The following is a 20580-nucleotide window of genomic DNA, read 5'->3' as shown; positions in this document are numbered from 1 at the left end:
ACCGTCGGCCACGGCAAGGTTGCGGGAACCAACTGGTTCGCTCCATCCATGCCCGCAAAGGCCGACAACCCCGCAGGATTTGCCGAAGCGCCGCACTATCACGGCCATCGCGAACGATTGCGCGAGCGCTTCCGCGACGCCGGGCCGGACGCGCTCAGCGATTACGAACTGCTCGAAATGGTGCTGTTTCGCGCGTTGCCCCGCCGCGACGTCAAACCACTGGCCAAGTCCCTGATTGGCAGATTCGGATCATTCGCCGAGGTGGTTCATGCGCCCGACGCTCGGCTTCGTGAGATCAGCGGTCTTGGTGAGTCGGCGATCATCGAGCTCAAGCTGATCGCGGCAAGTGCCAGTCGTGTGGCCAAAGGACAGCTAAAGCAGCGGACAGTACTGTCGTCGTGGACCGCGGTGATCGACTATTGCCGAACGTCGATGGCCTTCGCCGACAAGGAACAGTTCCGCATCCTGTTCCTCGACAAGCGCAACCAGCTTATCGCAGACGAGTTGCAACAGGTCGGAACCGTCGATCATACTCCGGTTTATCCTCGCGAAGTCGTCAAGCGTGCGCTCGAGCTATCCGCAACCTCGATCATCATGGTGCATAACCATCCATCCGGGGATCCGACGCCATCGCAGGCCGACATCCAAATGACCAAATCGATTATCGACATTTCGTCACCGCTCGGGATCTCCGTGCATGACCACATCATTGTCGGCAAGAACGGCCACGCCAGTCTGAAAGGGTTGCGGCTGATCTAGCGAAAAACGCCACGCCAAGCGGTGCGTACCGTGGGGTGCATCACAGCCGCCGGACGGACCACCCACCCGAACGGTAGCTGGGCTACTGCCGCATGAGAATCAGCGGATTGGCGCTGTCGGGAACCAGCCGCCACTGTGCGTTGTCGTCGGCCTGGAAGTGCCAGGTCTCGCCGCTCGCCGACATCAGAAGGATTTCACCGCGCTCCAGACGCCAGAGCTCTGGCTTGAGGTTCGCGATCGCCTCATCGCATTTGGGCTTAAGGAATGCCTGGAAATTGTCCGGTGGGACTTCGGTGTTCGTCAGCGTGATGCCGCAGATCGGCTTACCGTTGCCGCGGACGAACGTCCAGTCGCCAATCATCTGGTCCATCGATCTGGCGAGCGAACGGGCCTCGGCGAGATTTTGCAGGATGTAAATGCCCTCATTCTCCCGCCGGCCTTCGAGAATTCCGCTCTCGACTTCGGTGAAATCGACCACCGGCTGTCCGGTCGCGGTCTGCAAGCGCACAATATCGAGGCCCGCGACAGTCCAGGCTGCAATGTCCTTCGTAAACGGTAGCGACGCCGCACAGCCCGGCTCAAGATCGATCTTGAAACCCTGCGGCAACGTCTCGCCCCTGAGCGTCACCACGCAAGTTTTGCTGCGTTCGGTCGTGGACAACTCCCACTGCCCGATCATGTTTTTTTTCAAGGCGGATGCATCCTGCGCCGATGCGACCGGTCCGCAAGCCATCAACATCGCCACAACGACAAGAACAGGTCTCCACTTCCGCCACACTGGCGTTCTGCCGCCATCGATCTTGTCCAGGAAGACAGGGGCGGCCATCAGTTTTCCCTCCCGAGCGCGCTTTCGTGCCAGCGCCGCAACATCAGATACGACACTGTCGCAAGGAACATATAAATGACAATGCCAGCCACAGAGAGCAACAATAACGCCGCGAACATGCGCGGAATGTTGAGCCGGTAGCCGGACTCCGCAATTCTGTAGGCCAGACCCGACCCGGCGCCGGCCGAACCCGCCGCGATTTCCGCAACCACCGCGCCGATCAACGACAAGCCGCCGGCAATGCGTAACCCGCCGAGAATGTACGGCAGGGCCGCCGGCAGTTTGAGATGACGCAGCGTCTGCAGCCGCGATGCCCCGTAGAGTTGAAACAGGCCGACGAGGCTGCGGTCGACCGAGTTCAGACCGAGCGTGGTGTTTGACAGCACCGGAAAGAACGCAACGATCCAGGCGCAAACGACGACCGCGGTCTGCTGCGGCAGGTAGATCAAAAGGAGCGGCGCAATCGCGATCACCGGCGTGACCTGCAGGACGATCGCATAGGGCAGGAAGGCCTGTTCGAGCCATTTCGATTGGTTGAACAGCAGCGCCAGCACGATCCCGCCTGCGGCGGCGGCGGCAAAGCCCTCCACCGTGGTCAGTAAGGTTGTCAGCAGCGAGTGCCACAGGACCGGCCAGTCTTCCACCAGCGTCGCCGCCACCAGCACTGGGCCAGGCAGCACATAGGGCGGAATCTCGTAGGCATCCACGATCCAATGCCATACCAGGACGCCGGCCCCCAACACGATCACCGGCAACAGCACGCGTGCCACCGGCGTCCCCCGAGCGCTCTGTGATGGCTCATTGTCGGCCGGCGCCGATGGGCTGGATGCCGTCATCGGCGATGCGCTCCCTTGCCCATGGCCAGTGACAGCGCGGCCGACACCTCACGGCAATACGCTCCGTATTCCGCCGAGGTTCTGAAGTTCTCGTCCCTCGGCTCGGCCGTGTCGATGCAGTACTCGGCGCTGATGCGGCCGGGACGCGGCGTCATCACCACGACGCGGCGTGCGAGATAGACCGACTCAAACACCGAATGCGTGACGAAGATGACGGTCTTTCGCAAATCGCGCCACAGCGCGAGCAGATCGTTGTTGAGGCGGAAGCGGGTGATCTCGTCGAGCGCCGCGAAGGGTTCGTCCATCAACAGAACGTCCGGGTCAGTGACGAGGGCGCGGGCGAGCGATGCCCGCATCCTCATGCCGCCGGACAGTTCGCGCGGATAGGCGGCGGCGAACTCTGCAAGGCCCACCCGCGCCAGAGCAGCCTCGACGCAGCCGCCGATGTCGGCGCGCGGCCGGTGCGTCAGTTTCAGCGGCAGCGCCACGTTGTCGCGAACGCTGGCCCATGGCATGAGCGTCGGCTCCTGAAATACGAAGCCGATGGAGCGCCTGCCGCCGGCAACGCAAACCGTGCCGGAGGTCGGATCGCTCAATCCGGCGATGATCCGCAGCGCGGTCGATTTCCCGCAGCCGGACGGCCCGAGCAGCGATACGAAATCGCCTCTGCGCACGGTGAAATCGACAGGTCCCAGCGCCGCGACGCCGCGGTCATAGCGTTTCGTGACGCCCTTCAGGCTTACCGCGTCTCCCGCGCGCGGGCATGTGCCGGCTGCGGACAACGCTGTTGCGTGCTCGATCATCGGCTGCGGGCGCTATTTCGCGGGCTGCAAGTTTTTGGGCCGCAAATCGAGGCCGACGCCCTTGTTGACGAACTGCAGCGTGTAGGCCTTGCGGAAATCGATGTCCCGGCGCACCACACCGGCCCGCACCATCATGTCGAAGAAGCTCGCATAGCGCGCGTCGTTCATGGCGCCGATGCCATCGCGCTGGGAGTCGCCGGAATCGACGATTCCGTACTCCTTCATTTTCGCTACGGAATACGCCAAGAGGTCGTCGGTCATTTCTGGATTGAGCTTCTTGATCGTGGCATTGCCGGCGGTGTTGTCGCCGTAGAGGTATGTATACCAGCCGACGATCGAGGCGTCGACGAAGCGCTGTACCAGATCCTGTTTGTTCTCGACCAGATCGCGGCGGGTTTCGATCAACGTCGAATATGGGTTGAATCCGGCGTCGGCTAGCAGAATCACGGTCGGCTTGAAGCCAGCCCGCTTCTCCACCGCAAATGGCTCAGAGGTGACGTAGCCCTGCATCGCGCTTCCTTTATCGGCGAGAAAGGGCTGAGCGTTGAAGGTATAAGGTTTGACCTTCTCCGCACTGAATCCATGTTCTGATTTGAGCCACTGAAAATAGCTGGTGATGCCTTCCTTTGACACAAACAAGGTGAGCGGCTTCAGGTCCTCGATTGTCGTCACCTTCGATTCCGGGTGCGCGAGAAAAACCTGCGGATCTTTCTGGAACATCGCAGCGACCGCCACGACGGGCACGTTATTGGCAACCGCATCGAACGACTGCATGGTGTTCGCGGTCATGAAGAAGTCGAGCTTGCCGGCAATCAGGAGAACCCGGTTGTTCACATTGGGGCCACCCGGAACAATGGTCACGTCCAGACCAAACTTTTTGTAGGTGCCATCGGCCAGGGCTTGAAAGAAACCGCCGTGCTCGCCCTCAGCGACCCAGTTCGTGCCAAAGGAAACTTTGTCCAGCGCCGGTTCAGCCGCGACCGATGGCGTGATGCCAAGCGCAAGCACGATTGCGGCGGTTAACGTTCGCAGCGAAACGGCAAGGCTCATCCTTCGGCTCCTCGATCTTTCTGGCCCATGACAGGAATCGACCGACACCGGCCCGCCCGCTGGTTTCAGCCCGCAACCTTGATCGGACATATCAACTTAGAGCCTTTCGGTTTCTGAAGAAACAGAAGCAGGCTTTATGGTTTGGATTTGAAGACGTGTTTTCACGCGAAACGGTGTCCACGTTGCTTGAAACGCTATAATCTGCGTTCTCGTTCAATGAAACGCTGCGCGAGATGATCCGGACGCCCCCCTTCGACTGGTTGACCATCCATTGGCCCGGCGTTGCACCCGAGAACGCCGCAAACTGGATCGCGGTGCTGCCCCTGGCCGCAACCGAGCAGCACGGGCCACATCTGCCACTCACAACCGACGTACTGATCGCAGACGCCTATATTGCAAAGGTCCGCGAATTGCTGCCGCAGGATACACCCGCGACCTTTATGCCCGTGGAGTCCGTCGGCATTTCCACTGAACACATGGATTTTCCGGGCACCCAGACGCTGACCGGCGAGGCAGCGCTCAGGGCCTGGACCACGCTCGGCGAGGAGGTGGCGCGGCGCGGAATCAGAAAGATCGTGATGGTGTCCAGTCATGGCGGCAACAGCGCCGCGATGACGATGGTGGCGCAGGATTTGCGCGCGCGGCATCGTATGCTCGCGGTCACCACCGCATGGTCGCGCTTCGGAGTACCGGATGACCTGTTTGATGCGGAGGAATTGCGCCATGGCATTCACGGCGGCGCGGTCGAAACCTCGATCATGCTGGCACGCTATCCCGCCGAGGTCCGTCGCGACAGCATCGCCGACTTCCGCCCCGCGAGCATCGCAATCGAAAAGACCTATCGCTGGCTCGGCACGCAGCGGCCCGCGCCGTTTGCCTGGCAGACGCAGGACCTTCACCCGAGCGGCGCGGTGGGCGATGCGACGCAGGCCTCCGCGGAGAAAGGCGAGCGGCTGCTCGAGCATGGCGCACGCGCTTTCTGCGAATTGCTGGCCGACATGGCGAGGTTCGATCCGGCACAACTCAAAGCTGGCCCGCGCGATCCGACGTGACTTGCTCTCGGCCTTCACGTCATCGCAGTGCCTCCTAGAGGGCTGGGTCGAACCGGTGTCATCAGGAGATGGGATGTATCGACATGCTTTGTTGATAGTTGCTATTGCAAATTAGTTGCAATAATAACTCGGGATAATTTTAACTGGACCTGGTCCGCAGACGGATCGAAGGCAGAATGGCGGTATCAAATTGGTCGCGGATCGGCCATCGCCTTGCCACCCGAAGAGACCTGTGGCGCATTGCGGTCGAAACGGGGCGCGGTCGAATGGGACGACAATGACCACCACGGTGTCTTACTGGTCTGAGCAAACGGTCCAATGAATGCAGTCCGGCCGGTCCTGCTACGGCTTATGCTGGCCGGCGTGGTGCTGGGCACGCTGACCGGCACGGCCGTCGCCACCGATGTCGGTGTATCCCGCCAACCGGCCAAAGCCATGGCCCAGCCGCTGGTCGACTGGACCGGTCTCTATTTTGGCGCCCATGCCGGGTTCGGTGGCGGCCGATCGGCCGCGACAATCTCGGACCCCGCGCTGGTCACTGGCCGCAACGATTTCGGCGGGCTGATCGGCGGCGTTCAGGGCGGCTACAACCTCTGGCTCCCCTCGGGACTACTGCTCGGCACCGAAACCGATATCTCATTTCCGAGCTACATCGGATCAAATTCGATTGTCTCAAAGCTCGCGACAGCGCGCTCCGACGTCACGCACCAGTGGGACTTCATCGGATCGGCACGCGGCCGCATCGGTTACGCCACGGGTCCGTGGCTTGCTTATGCCACCGGCGGCTTTGCCTTTGCCGGTGAGCGTTACCTGAACGATCTGCCGTCGGGCGATCGGGAGAAAACATTGGGCGCCCGTTATGGCTGGACCGCTGGCGCGGGGCTTGAATACGCTTTCGCGCCGCACTGGAGCGCACGGCTTGAATATCTTTACTACCGATTCGACGGAACAAGCGTTCAGTTTCCATCGGCTGCGCAATACACCGCGACCATGGATTTTCAGTCGATCCGCGTCGGCCTAAACCGCAAGCTCGATCTAAACCCGGCCAGCGCCACCCTTTCGGCGGCCTCACTCACCGATCCCGAATCGGATCGCTGGGAAATTCACGGCCAGACCACCTACCTCGGCCAAGGTTATCCATCTTTCCCCGCGCCCTACAGCGGCAGCAACAGCCTGACGCCTGCCTCCCAATATAAGGCGACCTGGAGCAACAGCCTGTTTCTGAACGCCCGGCTATGGGACGGCGGCGAGGTCTATTATAATCCCGAGTTGCTTCAGGGTTTTGGCTTCAACGACACCGTCGGCCTAGGAGGCTTTACAAACGGCGAGGCGCAAAGATCCAACTTTCCTTATCCGCACTACAACACCACTCGGCTGTTCGCACGTCAGACCTTCGGCCTCGGTGGCGAGCAGGAAGAGCTGGACAACGGACCAACCCAATTGTCGGAAAAGGCCGATATCTCGCGGCTGACGCTGCAAGCTGGCAAGTTCGCCGTTCTCGACGTGTTCGACGGCAACGACTTTGCCAAGGACACCCGCAAGGACTTCATGAACTGGGCGCTGTGGGCGCCGGGCGCCTTCGACTACTCCGCAGACAAGGTTGGCCTTAGCTACGGTGCCACCGCTGAACTCAATCAGAAACAATGGGCGCTGCGCGGCGGCTATTTTCTGATGGTTTCTGAGTCAAACTCCAACAGCTTCGATTCTAACCTGTTTCAGCGCGGCGAGTATGTGCTGGAACTGGAGACGCGCTATTCGCTGCTGGGCCAGCCGGGCAAGCTCCGCGCCATCGGCTGGCTCAACAGCGCTTATATGGGCAGCTATCGTGACACGCTGAACAACCCCGCGTTCAATCTCAATATCGCGCTGACTCGTACCGAGCGCATCAAGTACGGGTACGTCTTCAGCGTCGAGCAGGTCGTCACTGACGACGTCGGGCTATTCGGACGCTGGAGCTGGAATGACGGCAAGACCGAGATCATGGCGTTCACCGACATCGACGCCAGCCTCTCGCTGGGAACCTCGATCAAGGGCACACGATGGGGCCGGCCGGACGACGTGATCGGCATCGGCGGCGCGATCAACGGTCTGTCACGGGATCATCGCGATTTCATCGCAGCCGGCGGCCTTGGCATTCTCATCGGCGACGGCCAGCTCAATTACAGCCGCGAGCGCATATTGGAAACGTACTATGCCTACGCGCTGAACAAATGGTTCACGCTGACCGCCGACTATCAGCTTGTTACGAACCCCGCCTACAACGCCGACCGCGGCCCCGTGCATGTATTCTCCGGGCGGCTGCACGGCGAGTTTTGAAAATAATTTCTTTCGAGAGCTATCGGGGTTTTCACCCTACGACCCTTGCTTCGCTCCCTCCGCGAGGCGCGGTTTCCGGCATGAGGGTCCACACCACAAGCAGGCCCAATAACGCGACGGCGGCCAATTGCAGAAACGCGATGCCATGTCCGAAGTGATCGCTCACGTAGCCGCCAACCACGTTGCTGAGCGACGCGCCTATTCCGGTGGCCGTGCCGATGATGCCCTGCGCAAGGTTGAAGTGACCTGAACCGAAGGCAACATCGGCGACAATGAGGGGAATCATGACGCCGAAGACCGCAGCCGTGATGCCATCCAGCACCTGCACAGCGACCAGCAGCGACGGATCGTGGATCGTCGCAAACAACGTTCCGCGAGCGGCCAGCGCGGCGAAGGCAATCATGAGCAGCGGGCGGCGTCCCCATACCTGCGCCTTGCGGCCGACGGAAGGCGATATCAAAGCGACGATCGCTTGCGGAACGATAATGCAGAGCGCAATCAGCATCGGCGCACCCTGACTCGAGCGCGCGGTCACGATACCAGCCGTCAGGGGCAGCATGGCCGCATTGGCAAACTGGAGCAGGAAAACCACGCAGGCAAAAACGACCAGCGGCCGCTGATGCAGAAGATGCACGATGCTGGTCGCATCGGGATCCGGCTTCGCGCGCGCAATGGCACCATGGGCCTGTTCCGGATCGATCTCCCGGTCGCGGATTCGCGCCAGCGAAAGCAGCGTCGCGATCACAAACACGAAACTCACCACGAACACGGCGCGGCTCGATAGCAGGTATCCGACGACACCCATCACCCCCGCAGCCACGCCATTGCCAAGCGATGCGTAGCGCGCGTTGCGTCCGAGTCTCTCGCCGATCGCTTCCGGTCCCACAAGTCCGAGGCTGATGGCGGCTATCGCAGGTCCAAGCACGCAACTCGCCGCGGCATGCAGGATCGCCGCTAGCGCGATCACCGGAAAGATCGGCCACGCCGCGTAGGCGAGCGCGCTGAGACCGATCGTGGCGACAGCAAGCCCCGCGACCAGACGCTCCGAGCGGGCCGCATCGATGACGGCGCCACCCGGCATCTGACCGATCAGCCCGACGATCCCGCCGATAGACAGGATCAGTCCGATCTCGGATTGCGTCCACTTCTGCGTGGTGAGATAGACCGCGACGAAGGGACCGAAACCGGTCTGCACGTCTGCAAGGAAGAAGATGAACCAATCGAGGCCGCGCTGGCTTTGCGCCGAGGGATGATGGCCCCGCGCGCTTGCCACCGGCGACGGACTCACGCCCTCTGCGCCCGCCCGACGCGGGCGCGCGCTATCCGGATCGGACGATCGACGGGCCCGTCGCGCAAAACAGATCGGATATCCTCCTGATCAAGGACCGATATTAAGGGGCTGCAGGGTTCCCGACGCGCCCAGCACCACAACTGACGCGCCCTCCTTGTATTCCGGCGCCGCCCTCACCTGGTCCTGCGTCAGTTCGAGGCTAATGCTGTCGCTCTTGCCCTTAACCCCTCCAAAGTGGAGCGCGTTCCAGTCGACCACGATCTTCCGGCTGCCGACCCCGAGGAAGCCGCCGAAATCGATTACGGCGGCGCGAACCACGCCCGCCCGATCCACGATCACCTCGACGATCCGCCCCATGTTCTGACCGCCCGTGCTCCGCACGTCGCGTCCCAGCACGCCATGCGCATCGGCGGGACTGATCACGGTGATCGATGGCGGCGGCGTTGTCTCGCCCGAGGGCTTTGCAGCCGCCGGCGGGTTAGCGGGGACGGGATTCGCCGGCGGCGAACCGGTTTCGTCAGCCATCGCATTTGGGATAGCGCAGATCAGGGCGGCGGCCATCAAAACAACGACGTTCGTCGAGCCATTTCGAGACATGAATCCTCGCTGTCAAAACCCGCGATGCTTGCATACGCGGTCAATTCCTTGCGACCGTCCGTCCTAGCGCGTCATCACGATCGACACCTGAATGTGGCCTCGCGTCCGCAACACCTCGAGCGACACGTCCTCATCATGACGGCGCAGACGCAGATCAACACTGGATTCTCCGAGATGCAGCCCACGCAGGATCACCTCGTTTAGGAATACGGGAAGCCGCGGGTTGCGCAGCCTTATCTCGTTCCTTGCAGCATCGAACTCCAGACCCAGCGCCGCTTCGAGCAGCGTGAAAGGCGTGGCGCTCGCCCATGCCTGCGGCAAACAGGCGACGGGATAGAGCGTAGGCCCACGCCGCGGCTCACGCCGGAAGCCGCAGAACAGTTCTGGCAGCCGCCGCAAATCCATATAGGAAGCCGCATCAAACAGCCCCTTGAAAACGTGCTCAACCGAGTGCTTCAGGCCATATCGCGCGAGCCCGAGCGCGATCAGCGCGTTGTCGTGCGGCCAGATCGAGCCATTGTGATAGGACATCGGATTGTAACGCGCTTCCCCGATAGAAACGGTACGAATTCCCCATCCGGTGAAAAACGCCGGCCGCATCAGATCGGCGGCGACCATCCTCGCCCGTTCTTCCTGGACGATACCGGTGAACAGCAATTGTCCGGCGTTGGACGTCCGCACTTTGCAGGGGCGTTTCTTCCCGTCTAGCGCCAGCGCGTAGGTGCGCAAATCCGGCAACCAGAAGGCCTCCTCGAACCGGGCCGCCAAACGATCGGCGACCCGCTCCAGTTCACGGGCGCGGTCGGTGAGACCGAGAGCACGCGCGCATCGCGCCGCCGATCGCTTGGCGGCGAAGACATAACCCTGCACCTCCGCCAGTGCGATATTGCCCTCAGCAAGCGTGCCGTCGGCATGAAAGATCGCGTCGAACGAATCCTTCCAGCCCTGATTGGCGAGCCCCTGTTCGGACGCGCACCGGTACTCAACGAAGCCGTCGCCATCCGGATCGCCGGGACCATCAATCCAGCCCAACGCAGCCTCGATCGCCGGCCACAGCTCATTCAGGATCGATTCGTCGCCCGTGCGTTCGACGTAAAGCCCCGCCAACAGCACGAACAGCGGCGTCGAATCGACACTGCCGTAGTATCGCTCGAACGGCACCTCACGCAACGCGGCCATTTCTCCGCCGCGCATTTCGTGAAGAATCTTTCCAGGCTCCGCGTCCACGAGGGGATCGACGGCCTGTGCCTGAAATGCCGCGAGCCTTCTGAGAACGCCGCGTGCGATGCCGGGGTCAATCCACAACATCTGCAACGCCGTTATCAGTCCGTCCCGCCCAAACGTCGTCGAATACCAGGGGATCCCGGCATAGGGATAGCGGCCGTGCGGCGTCTGCGTCATCAGGATATTCAGATCGGCCATCGACTGGCACAGCACCTCGTTGAAGATGTTGTTCGAGGTTTCGATATTTGTCGCACCGGACCACGCACGTCGCATTTCACGGCGATGCGCCAGCAATCCCCGAAAGAACGGACCGGGCACCTCCGTTGCCGGCGTGTTGCAGGACACGGTAAGAAATATGGCGGTGGACTGCTGCGGTGGCAGATCGAGGTGATAGATCGCACTATTGACGGCAAGGTGCGTCGGCCGCGGGTCAAAGTGCAGGCGCGAGGACCGAACGATGTCATCGAGACCAATGTAGGACAGAACGACGGTGGCGGGACCGGACAGTTCGCCGCTGCCGACGCCGCGGCGCGCACGTCGTTCGCCGCGCACCTCGAACAAATCAGCGAAATCGTTGTCGAACAGCAGGGAGAGATCGAAGCTCGCGGTCTGCTCGCCATGGTTCTGAATGCCGATCCTCTGATACGCGATCCCGCGCCAGAGAAAGATCGTGCGCACGATATGTATCGTATCCTTGCGGAATACGAGCCGGTCGCCGTCGTAGATATCCGGATTGGTCAGATCGACCGTCAGGCCGGAATTATCGTTGCGCAGATTGGAGCCAAGCAGCAGCGGCTGCATGTCGTTGAGAACCAGCTCCAGCCGAGCAAGATAGCGCGTGTCGGTATTGAAAAGCCCGTCGGGCCCCCCCGCGGAAGCTCCGATATCGCCGTGGCTATCCAGCACAACGAACGTATCATCGTGCTTCAACGTGCGGCGCGGGCGGGCGGAAGGCCCGGTCATCGGAATATAGAACGGCGACTCCACCGCAAGAACATCGGACAACGGCGTGATCGTGATCTGAGCCGCGCGTTTTGTTGCCATCACCTGCCCCTTGCCGAATTCCTGATCGTACGGCGCCGGCCAACGCCCGACGCTTGACAGCGATCAGGACTTTAAGCCGCGTGAACAGAGAGGCGGCTCATCTCCTTGGCGACGAGATTCCGGTAGTGTCCGTCTTTGCGCATCAGACAAGCAGGTTGACCGTCTTCGATGATCTTGCCGTTCTTGAGCACGACCACGCGATCGAAATTGCGCAAGGTCGAAAGCCGGTGCGCGATCGCGATCACTGTGCGGCCTCGCATCAAATGGCCGAGCGCCTCGCGGATCGCCTCTTCGGATTCACTGTCCAACGCCGAGGTCGCCTCGTCAAGCAGCAAGATCGGCGCATCCTTGAGGAACGCGCGCGCGATGGCGATGCGCTGACGCTGGCCACCAGACAGTTTTACGCCGCGATCGCCGACCATAGTCGCCAGCCCTTCGGGCAGGGTTTCGACGAAATCGCAACGCGCCGCGATGGCCGCGCGTAGCACCTCGTCGTCAGTTGCAGTCGGACGGCCGTAGCGGATGTTCTCCAGAATGGATCTGTGAAACAGTGAAATATCCTGCGGCACCACAGATATGGCTGCGCGCAGGCTCTGCTGTGTAACTCGCGAGATATCCTGATCGTCGATCGTTACGCTTCCGCGCTCCGGATCGTAGAACCGCTGCAACATGACGAATAGCGTCGACTTGCCGCCGCCGGATTCTCCAACCAATCCGACGCGTTGCCCTGGCTGAATCCTAAGATTGAACCGCTTGAAAACGGATGGACTCCCGGGGTAACGAAACGAAACGTTGTTGAACGCGATAGCCGCGCCGCTTTTCTGCAACGGCTCCGCTTCCGGGTGATCGGTCAATTCGTGCGGGATCAGCAGCATCGCGACCGCTTCAGACAGGCGCGCGATATGCTGGGTGATATCCACGAGGGCGACCGCCAGATCGCGGGTCGCGTGCAGAATCGACAGGCCGAGCGTGCAGACCAGCACGACATCGCCGGTGGTGGCACCGCCGTGGTGCCACAGCGTGATGGCCCAAGCCAGCAGCGAAATGGTCAGCGCGACGGTAATGGCGGCGTGGGCGAGCCTGAGTTTCTCGAGATAGCGAAGACTTCGTCCGCGCGCGCTCAGCTCGCGGCCGACGGTCGCATCGAAACGATCATGCTCGTGATCAATCCCGCAGAAAGCCCTGACCAGCGGCATGTTGTTGACGACATCGACCATCTCGCCGTCAACCGCCGCGGCCTTGTTGGCGAAATCGTCATGCAAGGGTTTGCCTGCCGCCGCCATTTTGAACATCGCGACGACCATGATGCCCGCCATGATCATCAGCCCGCCCGCCATCGGCAGACTGACGGTTCCAATCAGCGCAATCGCGGCAATAGTCGCGATGCAGGGGGGCAACACATTCCAGGCGAGCATATTTTCGACGGTAAACACGGCGTTCGAAGTCGCCGTGATTCGGCTTGTTAGCATCCCCGGCATCCGATTGGCGAAGTAACTCGGCGCATGACCTGTCAGGTGCTTGAAGATATCGCGGCGCAAATCGCCGGTGACACCGACGAAAGTGAAGCTCGCGACCCAGCTCGCCACGCGCCAGAGAAAATTATCGGCGGCGATTAGCGACACAAGAAAGATAAATGCCAGCCATACCGCCCCGCTATGCGCTGGCCCGTGCGCCAGCGCATCGACCAGCGATTTGACGCCGTATTGCGTTCCCACTGAACACACCACCGCAGCCACGACGCACAAAAGGATCCCAATGTGCGACGCTGACCGCCGGCGGCAATAACCCATCACGAATGCAAAGGGCCGACTGGCGTATCCCGAGAAATCGTCCATGCATTCCTACCGAGCTGCGTTGAAAGTTCACCAGAGGACGTCTGCTCGGGATCCTGTTCGACAATGCCGCACAAGACCCTCAGAAAAGCCGTCAATGCGCAGAAACTTCGTTGCAAAGCCTGCATAGGCTATTTGCAAGGCAGTGATGGCATCACCAAGACGACAATGTGGAAGAAGTTGCACAGAAGATAGGAACCTCTCAAATCCGAGAACGTTCCTGAATCCCGATAAACCCCGATGCCTCCGCCCGCTGACCGGAAGTGCCATGAACAAATCACAGGAGACTGCTAGATGCGCATCGCGCAGGTTGCCCCGCTAACGGAAGCTGTTCCCCCGAAATTGTATGGCGGCACCGAACGTGTGGTGCACTGGTTGACAGAGGAACTTGTCGCGTTGGGCCACGACGTGACTCTTTTCGCCAGCGGCGATTCTCTCACCTCGGCTCGTCTGGATGCGACCTGGCCGAGAGCCTTGCGGCTAGATGGTGCCGTGCGCGATCCGAACGCCCTGCATATGGTGATGCTCGAACGGGTCCGCCGGAAATGCGACGATAGAGAGTTCGACTTTCTCCACTTTCACCTCGACTACTATCCCTTCTCCCTGTTTTCGAGGCAACCGACGCCCTTTCTCACGACGCTGCATGGCCGCCTCGATCTTCCAGAGCTCCAGCCTGTATTCAACGAATTTTCAACAATTCCCTTGATTTCAATCTCCAACGCACAACGCCGCCCGGCGCCCCAGGCCCGCTGGCTCCGTACTGTTTACCACGGTCTTCCGGAGAAACTGCTGACACCCCGCCCCGGCCAACCGAGCTATCTTGCCGTGCTCGGCCGCATCGCTCCGGAGAAAGGCGTAGACCGTGCAATCAGGATCGCGATTCGATGCGGCATCCCGCTCAAGATCGCCGCAAAGGTCGATCGCGCGGACCAGGATTATTACGACGAATGCATCCGACCGATGATGGATCATCCGCTGGTGGAATTTATCGGCGAGATCAGCGACCATGAGAAGCCGGACTTCCTCAGCGGCGCCATCGGGCTGCTGGTGCCGATTGCCTGGCCTGAACCTTTCGGTCTGGTTATGATCGAGGCGATGGCGTGCGGTACGCCCGTCATCGCCTACAATCGCGGCTCTGTCGCCGAAATCATTTCGGACGGGCGAACGGGCTTTATTGTCGAGGACGAGATCAGCGCGGTTGCCGCCGTCCACGGCTTGGCAACGCTCGATCGCGCCGCCATCCGGGCAGAGTTCGAGGCACGCTTTACGGCGCGTCGTATGGCGCTGGATTATCTGGACGCCTATCGCAACCTGATCGAGGCTACGGCGCCGAGGATCAAGCTGGTCAGCAACGCCAACTAAGGCCCTTGCGATCTAAGGCCCTTGCGATGTGGCTGATGGCAAGGCGGTCGGCGATCACCGCGCCATCGCCCAGGATTCATTTGGCGGTCTGAGCCGGTTTAGCAGGCAGATGAGCACGAACGGTCTGAGCATCGTTCGTGCTCGTCTTCGCGAGAGAACCGAAGAGAGCGTTTTTGAGGTCCTGCACGCCGGTTGAAATTCTTGACCAGTTACAGGCCGACAAAATATCGTCCCCACAATGAGGGGCCGTCTTCGGGCGCGGGCGCGGAAGCACGGTGAGGCGCTTTACAAGTGTTTTCGGCGCCGGCGCCAACCTGATATTGACGGGGTCTGCTTTGTCGCTAGCCAAGGGCGTGGCATTAGCCTGCTCGGCCTGTTGCCGCTTCTGGAAAAACGCCGCCGCGATGATGCTGCGCCGCTGATCCTTGAGAAAAGCAGCATATTGCTCATCGATGTGCCTTTGCTCTTCCGTCGTCGGGTTCGGCCCCGCAATATCGAAATGCCGGTTCTGCATGAAGTCGTAATAAGTGTAGCCTCCGCCGGGCTTCCGCCGGCCGGCGAATCGGGCCTCGCATGCCGTGAGCCGTCTGCCCTTCTCCTCGGACGAGGTCGCATTCTTTTCGGCGCCTGCCGCGCAATCCTCGAAGTCAACCGGCGCGCGCGACCACCATCCCGCATGGGCATCGACGGAGACCAGCGCCATACCGGAGACAATTGCAAAACCGGCCAGAAGTCTTCTCGCGCCAGCCACCGCCAACAACCCCGTCCATCGCTTCCCCGATCGAACGATTCTCGGGAAAAATCGCTGCCTTGTCAGCCCGGATTGAGGTTTATCCCGCTTTTGATTTTCGTCGGCTGTGGGAAAGCGACAGTTCGAACTCCTCTTCCAAGGGTCAGCGGGTTGTCCGACCCGCGCCGAATCAGACCAGCGCCAGTTTGCGGTCGATGACAAGCAGAACCCGGTCAAGTTCGTGACCGCGCCGCAGAATCAGACCACTTGCTGAGATCACGCTATAAGCGCCTTGTTTGCGCGCCAGCCGCGGATCTTTCTCGATACGATAAATCGGAACCTCAGAGGCACGGCGGAAGACCGAGAACACTGCGCGGTCCTTAAAGAAGTCGATGGCATAATCGCGCCAATCGCCGTCGGCGACCATCCGTCCATATAGATTGAGGATCCGATTGAGTTCGAGACGGTTGAACGTCACTCTGCTTGGAACGGGAACAACGGCGGGGGCACGTTCCGTCGGGCGGCTTTCCCCTGGATCGAAATCGTCCGGCAGCGAACTCATCGGCACCTCCTGTCAAGGTTGATGACATCCTCGTCCCGGATGCGACTTGCCGCAAGAGGTCTCACCTCTTGTCTCGCAAGTGGCGCAGGATAGCCGGTTCCTTCCGCAAGCGAATCATAACATCCGCTATGACGGCGGCTAAACAAGAACGTTAGCCAAAATCATAATACAGCCCAAATTCCGTCAAGCAACCGCCCCGCTGAACTGTGAAAAAGCATACTCTGCGATGGCCCGATTCTTTTGGGACCGGATCCTCAGCCCCCAGCCCCCCGGGATCATCAGGATCGGGCCTAATCGCAGAACTTGAGTTCCGACGATTGCGGACTGGCCAAAGCCGGTCCTTTTTCTTTTCAGAGCATCCCCGACTAGGAGGCGTGACGCGTTTATCACGCGGAGCCGAAACTCGGAAAATCAATGCAGCAAGGTGTAAGCCGCACCTAGCATCGCACCGGGCCTTTCGCGATTGCCGTCCTGAACATAGACGACCGCGGCATCGACGCCATTGTGGGCGATATTCTCCATCGGCACCGCCCAGGTACCGGCCGCGCCCGTCCAGTCACCGACCTTGAGCCAGCTCCGAACGACGTTGTGGTAGATCACCTCGCGGCCGCTATTTTCTCCGCGCCCGATCGCAATCGGAACCGCCTTCGAGATCGCGCATATCCAGATTTCGCCGTGATCGGAGGGATGGTTGCCGTTGGCGGATGCGACCGACACATTGAGCTGACTACCCGACACCGACATTGAAACCGGCACCGACATTACATCCTGGTTTTTCCGCGTATCGCGGACCGACCTTTCGATGGCTTCGCGGTCGCTGCCGATCACATGGGCCGATCCATTGACAATCACCTGCGGCGTGTAGACATCGCGGTCTCCGCGCATCTGCGAATAGGCCTTCTGGCGCGCCGTGAAGCGATTGTCTGCCAGCGTATCCTTCCAGCCGAGATAATCCCAGTAATCGATCGGCATACTCAGTGCGACGATCGAAGAATCCTTGGAAAGATCGCCAAGAATCTCGTCGGCGGCCGGGCATGAGGAGCAGCCCTGCGACGTGAACAGTTCGACCACGGCGCGCGGCTCCGCCAAAGCGGGATGACTGATCGCGACAAGCGCACAAACCCCGAGCGCTCCGGACAGTCGTGACAAACCAACACGAGACATCATCAACCACCGAGACAGCGGCACGAAATGTGCCGGCGGCATGAAGGAAAAGCACGCCTCCAAATGCGAGAAGCCGGCATTTTGATAGGCTGCCCCTGGCTTGCCCGCCACTCAATTCGCGGTGAAGGCATCATGCATGAGTGCACCGATTTGACATCATCGCCCCGGCGATCACGATTTCCGGATACGATGGTCATTCCAGTTCACATCGCTGCAGATCCTCTTGATTCCAACGCATCGCTTGAACGCGATGCAAATGTCGGAATCGGATCGGCAGGTCAAGCTGCGAGTTTGCGCAACACATAGTGCAGGATACCCCCGTTGCGGTAGTAGTCGAGCTCGTCGAGCGTATCGATGCGGCAGAGCAGCAAGACGCGGCGAAGCGAACCATCGCGAGAAACGATGTCCGCCGTAAGCTTCTGGCGCGGTTTCAGATTGCCCTGCAAGCCGCGAATCGTCACCGTCTCGTCGCCCTTGAGCCCGAGGGATTGCCAGGACGCGCCGTCCTCGAAAGTCAGCGGCAGGACGCCCATACCGACGAGGTTGGAGCGGTGAATGCGCTCGAAGCTCTCGCAGATTACCGCGCGCACGCCGAGCAGCAGCGTACCCTTGGCTGCCCAATCGCGCGACGAGCCGTTGCCGTATTCGGCTCCGGCGAACACGACAAGCGGGACATTCTCCTGCTGGTACTTCATCGCCGCGTCGTAAATCGACATCTGCTCGCCGTCCGGCCAGTGCCTGGTCAACCCGCCCTCCGGGACGGTGCCATCAGCGCCCCTGAGCATGAAGTTCTTGATGCGGATATTGGCGAAGGTGCCCCGCATCATCACCTCATGATTGCCGCGCCGCGTGCCGTACTGATTGAAATCAGCCGGACGCACCTGATGTTCGCTGAGATATTTCCCGGCCGGCGACGTCAGCTTGATCGCGCCCGCTGGTGAGATGTGATCGGTGGTGATCTTGTCACCGAGCATCGCCAGAATGTGCGCATCGACAATATCCGCAATCGGCTCCGGCTCCTTTTTCATACCTTCGAAGTAAGGCGGGTTCTGCACATAGGTCGAATTCATGTTCCAGCGATAGGTCTCGCTCGCAACCGTCTGGATCTTGCGCCAGTTATCGTCGCCCTTGAACACGTCGGCGTACTTCTTCTTGAAGATTTTTGAGGTCACGTACTTCTTGATGAAGGCGTTGATCTCCTTCGAAGTCGGCCAGATATCCTTCAGGTATACCGGCTTGCCGTCCTTGTCCGTCCCCAGCGGTTCGCGGCTTAAATCTTTGGTCACCGACCCCGCCAGCGCATAGGCGACGACCAGCGGCGGCGAGGCGAGATAATTCGCCTGTACGTCCGGCGACACGCGGCCCTCGAAGTTGCGGTTACCCGACAGCACAGCGGCGGCGACAATGCCGTTGTCGTTGATCGACTTCGATATCTCTTCCAGCAGCGGCCCGGAGTTGCCGATGCAGGTTGTGCAGCCGAATCCGATCAGATTAAAACCAACCTTGTCGAGGTCGAGTTGAAGCCCTGACGCCGCGAGATATTCGGCAACCACCTGGCTGCCCGGAGCCAGCGAAGTTTTCACCCAGGGCTTCGCGGTCAGTCCCCTCGCCGCTGCCTTGCGCGCCAGCAGCCCGGCAGCCATCAGCACGCTCGGATTGGATGTGTTGGTGCATGAGGTGATCGCAGCGATCACCACGTCGCCATGTCCGAGATCAAAGTTGCGGCCTTCAACCGGGAAACGCGCCGTGGCGTCGGTCTTCCTGTATTCGTCTGCGAGCGCAACAGCGAAGCCATCCGCGACTGCCGATAGCGGCTGGCGGCCCTCAGGCCGCTTCGGTCCCGCGAGTGATGGCACCACAGTTCCGAGATCGAGCGTCAGCTTTTCGGTAAATACCGGATCGGTCGAAGCGACGCTGCGAAACAAACCTTGCGCCTTGGCGTATTTCGTCACCAGCGCAACACGAGCCGCCGTGCGGCCGGAAGTCTTGAGATAATCGATGGTCGCCGCATCGATCGGAAAGAAGCCACAGGTCGCCCCGTATTCTGGCGCCATGTTGGCAATAGTCGCCTTGTCCGCGACCGACAGATGATCGAGGCCAGGTCCGTAGAACTCGACGAACTTGCCGACGACGCCTTGCTTGCGCAGCATCTGGGTGACGGTGAGCACGAGATCGGTGGCGGTGACGCCTTCCTTGAGCACGCCCTTGAGCTTGAAGCCGACCACGTCGGGCAGCAGCATCGATAGCGGCTGACCAAGCATGGCGGCTTCCGCCTCGATGCCGCCGACGCCCCAGCCCAGCACGGCCAGACCGTTGACCATGGTGGTGTGGGAATCGGTGCCGAGCAGCGTATCCGGATAGGCAACCTCGGTGCTGGCGGTCTTTCGACCGATCGTCAGCTTTTCCTTCCTCGTCCACACCGTCTGCGCCAGATATTCCAGATTGACCTGATGGCAGATGCCGGTGCCGGGCGGAACCACGGAGAAATTTGAAAATGCCTTCTGGCCCCATTTCAGGAACTCGTAGCGTTCCTGGTTCTGCCTGTATTCCTCCACCACGTTCTTGGCGAACGCCTTGTTGTCACCGAAGAAGTTCACGATCACGCTGTGGTCGATGACGAGATCAACCGGCACCAGCGGATTGATCTTCTCAGGCTTGCCGCCGAGACTTTGCATCGCATTGCGCATCGCCGCGAGATCGACCACCGCGGGCACACCGGTGAAATCCTGCATCAACACGCGAGCAGGCCGGAAAGCGATTTCGTGCTCGAGTCTACGCTTCTTCAGCCATTTGGCGAATGCGGTGATGTCCTCCTTCGTCACCGAGCGGCCATCCTCGTTGCGCAGCAGATTTTCCAGAAGAACCTTCATGGAATAGGGCAGCCGAGAGATGCCCTTGAGACCGTTTTTCTCCGCAGCCGGCAGACTGTAGTAAGCATAGGTCTTGCCGCCGACCTTGAGGGTTTTCAGACATTTGAAGCTATCGAGCGAAGCCATGTGAAATCCCGATCCAAAAAGTCTGGGGCACCGGTCCGGTAAACTTTTAAGGTATTAAAACACCGCTGACGCGCCGAGTCCCCGGGGTTTCGTTGTGGCGCGTTTTGTGCTGCATCAAGTTCCAGTTTTATAGAGT

Annotated in this window: 16 protein-coding genes; 4 read left to right on the top strand and 12 right to left on the bottom strand. The window is 60.6% G+C overall.

Features of this window, described 5'->3' with window-relative positions; translation table 11 throughout:
* Positions 1–48: 48 nt before the first annotated feature.
* Entirely contained in the window at positions 49–759 is a 711-nt protein-coding gene (gene radC / locus ACZ5IL_RS02210) for a RadC family protein (RefSeq protein ID WP_464594903.1), read from the top strand.
* A gap of 82 nt (positions 760–841) precedes the next feature.
* On the opposite strand, the gene ACZ5IL_RS02205 is transcribed toward radC, so the two are convergent.
* From ACZ5IL_RS02205 to ACZ5IL_RS02190, 4 genes are read right to left on the bottom strand one after another with little or no spacing between them, the layout of a single operon-like run.
* Positions 842–1585 carry an AprI/Inh family metalloprotease inhibitor gene (locus ACZ5IL_RS02205; RefSeq protein ID WP_464594901.1) on the bottom strand — a complete coding sequence of 248 codons (744 nt, stop codon included), beginning with the start codon at positions 1583–1585 and terminating at the stop codon, positions 842–844.
* Complete coding sequence (locus ACZ5IL_RS02200) at positions 1585–2421, bottom strand: ABC transporter permease (protein ID WP_464594899.1); 837 nt, start codon at positions 2419–2421, stop codon at positions 1585–1587. Before ACZ5IL_RS02200 ends, ACZ5IL_RS02205 begins: the two co-directional genes overlap by 1 nt.
* On the bottom strand, positions 2418–3224 hold the full coding sequence (locus ACZ5IL_RS02195; RefSeq protein ID WP_464594897.1) for an ABC transporter ATP-binding protein: 807 nt from the start codon (positions 3222–3224) through the stop codon (positions 2418–2420). Before ACZ5IL_RS02195 ends, ACZ5IL_RS02200 begins: the two co-directional genes overlap by 4 nt.
* Positions 3225–3236: 12 nt before the next feature.
* Positions 3237–4274 (bottom strand): ABC transporter substrate-binding protein, encoded by a 1038-nt coding sequence (locus tag ACZ5IL_RS02190; RefSeq protein WP_464594895.1) that lies wholly within the window; start codon positions 4272–4274, stop codon positions 3237–3239.
* Between the two features lie 233 nt (positions 4275–4507).
* Here ACZ5IL_RS02190 and ACZ5IL_RS02185 point away from each other — a divergent pair, with 233 nt between their 5' ends.
* Both ACZ5IL_RS02185 and ACZ5IL_RS02180 read left to right on the top strand, forming a co-directional pair.
* Positions 4508–5326, top strand: a complete 819-nt coding sequence (locus tag ACZ5IL_RS02185; protein WP_464594893.1) for a creatininase family protein — start codon at positions 4508–4510, stop codon at positions 5324–5326.
* Positions 5327–5644: 318 nt separating this feature from the next.
* Positions 5645–7642 (top strand): carbohydrate porin, encoded by a 1998-nt coding sequence (locus tag ACZ5IL_RS02180; protein ID WP_464594892.1) that lies wholly within the window; start codon positions 5645–5647, stop codon positions 7640–7642.
* Positions 7643–7673: 31 nt separating this feature from the next.
* Here ACZ5IL_RS02180 and ACZ5IL_RS02175 read toward each other — a convergent pair whose 3' ends face one another.
* The 4 genes from ACZ5IL_RS02175 to ACZ5IL_RS02160 form a co-directional block, all read right to left on the bottom strand.
* Positions 7674–8930: an MFS transporter gene (locus ACZ5IL_RS02175; RefSeq protein ID WP_464594890.1), complete on the bottom strand. Its 1257-nt coding sequence runs from the start codon at positions 8928–8930 to the stop codon at positions 7674–7676.
* A 90-nt stretch (positions 8931–9020) separates the two neighbouring features.
* Positions 9021–9494, bottom strand: a complete 474-nt coding sequence (locus ACZ5IL_RS02170; RefSeq protein WP_464594888.1) for a PRC-barrel domain-containing protein — start codon at positions 9492–9494, stop codon at positions 9021–9023.
* A gap of 99 nt (positions 9495–9593) precedes the next feature.
* A complete protein-coding gene (locus ACZ5IL_RS02165) occupies positions 9594–11798 on the bottom strand; it encodes an amylo-alpha-1,6-glucosidase (RefSeq protein ID WP_464594886.1) in 2205 nt (734 codons plus the stop codon).
* Between the two features lie 71 nt (positions 11799–11869).
* Complete coding sequence (locus ACZ5IL_RS02160; RefSeq protein WP_464594884.1) at positions 11870–13633, bottom strand: ABC transporter ATP-binding protein; 1764 nt, start codon at positions 13631–13633, stop codon at positions 11870–11872.
* Positions 13634–13924: 291 nt separating this feature from the next.
* Between ACZ5IL_RS02160 and ACZ5IL_RS02155 the strand changes: the two genes are divergently transcribed.
* Positions 13925–14992 carry a glycosyltransferase family 4 protein gene (locus tag ACZ5IL_RS02155; RefSeq protein WP_464594882.1) on the top strand — a complete coding sequence of 356 codons (1068 nt, stop codon included), beginning with the start codon at positions 13925–13927 and terminating at the stop codon, positions 14990–14992.
* A gap of 76 nt (positions 14993–15068) precedes the next feature.
* Here the strand turns inward: ACZ5IL_RS02155 and ACZ5IL_RS02150 are convergent, their stop codons facing one another.
* The 4 genes from ACZ5IL_RS02150 to acnA form a co-directional block, all read right to left on the bottom strand.
* Positions 15069–15506 (bottom strand): hypothetical protein, encoded by a 438-nt coding sequence (locus ACZ5IL_RS02150; protein ID WP_464594881.1) that lies wholly within the window; start codon positions 15504–15506, stop codon positions 15069–15071.
* Positions 15507–15912: 406 nt separating this feature from the next.
* Positions 15913–16284 (bottom strand): DUF2794 domain-containing protein, encoded by a 372-nt coding sequence (locus tag ACZ5IL_RS02145; protein ID WP_464594879.1) that lies wholly within the window; start codon positions 16282–16284, stop codon positions 15913–15915.
* Positions 16285–16695: 411 nt separating this feature from the next.
* Entirely contained in the window at positions 16696–17451 is a 756-nt protein-coding gene (locus ACZ5IL_RS02140; protein ID WP_464596978.1) for a DUF1223 domain-containing protein, read from the bottom strand.
* Between the two features lie 275 nt (positions 17452–17726).
* Entirely contained in the window at positions 17727–20444 is a 2718-nt protein-coding gene (gene acnA, locus ACZ5IL_RS02135) for an aconitate hydratase AcnA (protein WP_464594877.1), read from the bottom strand.
* Between the last annotated feature and the right edge of the window lie 136 nt (positions 20445–20580).

The sequence above is a fragment of the Nitrobacter sp. CN101 genome, from assembly GCF_055390255.1.
The sequence above is the reverse complement of the archived record's forward strand: the minus strand, read 5'-3'. Positions and strand labels throughout refer to the sequence as shown.

What these genes read in the sequence shown, in the direction of transcription:
- ACZ5IL_RS02205 (WP_464594901.1), bottom strand. Translation starts at nt 1,585, where the DNA reads ATGGCCGCCCCTGTCTTCCTGGACAAGATCGATGGCGGCAGAACGCCA.
- ACZ5IL_RS02180 (WP_464594892.1), top strand. Translation starts at nt 5,645, where the DNA reads ATGAATGCAGTCCGGCCGGTCCTGCTACGGCTTATGCTGGCCGGCGTG.
- ACZ5IL_RS02165 (WP_464594886.1), bottom strand. Translation starts at nt 11,798, where the DNA reads ATGGCAACAAAACGCGCGGCTCAGATCACGATCACGCCGTTGTCCGAT.
- ACZ5IL_RS02145 (WP_464594879.1), bottom strand. Translation starts at nt 16,284, where the DNA reads ATGAGTTCGCTGCCGGACGATTTCGATCCAGGGGAAAGCCGCCCGACG.
- ACZ5IL_RS02170 (WP_464594888.1), bottom strand. Translation starts at nt 9,494, where the DNA reads ATGGCCGCCGCCCTGATCTGCGCTATCCCAAATGCGATGGCTGACGAA.
- ACZ5IL_RS02185 (WP_464594893.1), top strand. Translation starts at nt 4,508, where the DNA reads ATGATCCGGACGCCCCCCTTCGACTGGTTGACCATCCATTGGCCCGGC.
- ACZ5IL_RS02160 (WP_464594884.1), bottom strand. Translation starts at nt 13,633, where the DNA reads ATGGACGATTTCTCGGGATACGCCAGTCGGCCCTTTGCATTCGTGATG.
- ACZ5IL_RS02150 (WP_464594881.1), bottom strand. Translation starts at nt 15,506, where the DNA reads ATGCAGAACCGGCATTTCGATATTGCGGGGCCGAACCCGACGACGGAA.
- acnA (WP_464594877.1), bottom strand. Translation starts at nt 20,444, where the DNA reads ATGGCTTCGCTCGATAGCTTCAAATGTCTGAAAACCCTCAAGGTCGGC.
- ACZ5IL_RS02140 (WP_464596978.1), bottom strand. Translation starts at nt 17,451, where the DNA reads ATGATGTCTCGTGTTGGTTTGTCACGACTGTCCGGAGCGCTCGGGGTT.
- ACZ5IL_RS02200 (WP_464594899.1), bottom strand. Translation starts at nt 2,421, where the DNA reads ATGACGGCATCCAGCCCATCGGCGCCGGCCGACAATGAGCCATCACAG.
- ACZ5IL_RS02190 (WP_464594895.1), bottom strand. Translation starts at nt 4,274, where the DNA reads ATGAGCCTTGCCGTTTCGCTGCGAACGTTAACCGCCGCAATCGTGCTT.
- radC (WP_464594903.1), top strand. Translation starts at nt 49, where the DNA reads ATGCCCGCAAAGGCCGACAACCCCGCAGGATTTGCCGAAGCGCCGCAC.
- ACZ5IL_RS02195 (WP_464594897.1), bottom strand. Translation starts at nt 3,224, where the DNA reads ATGATCGAGCACGCAACAGCGTTGTCCGCAGCCGGCACATGCCCGCGC.
- ACZ5IL_RS02155 (WP_464594882.1), top strand. Translation starts at nt 13,925, where the DNA reads ATGCGCATCGCGCAGGTTGCCCCGCTAACGGAAGCTGTTCCCCCGAAA.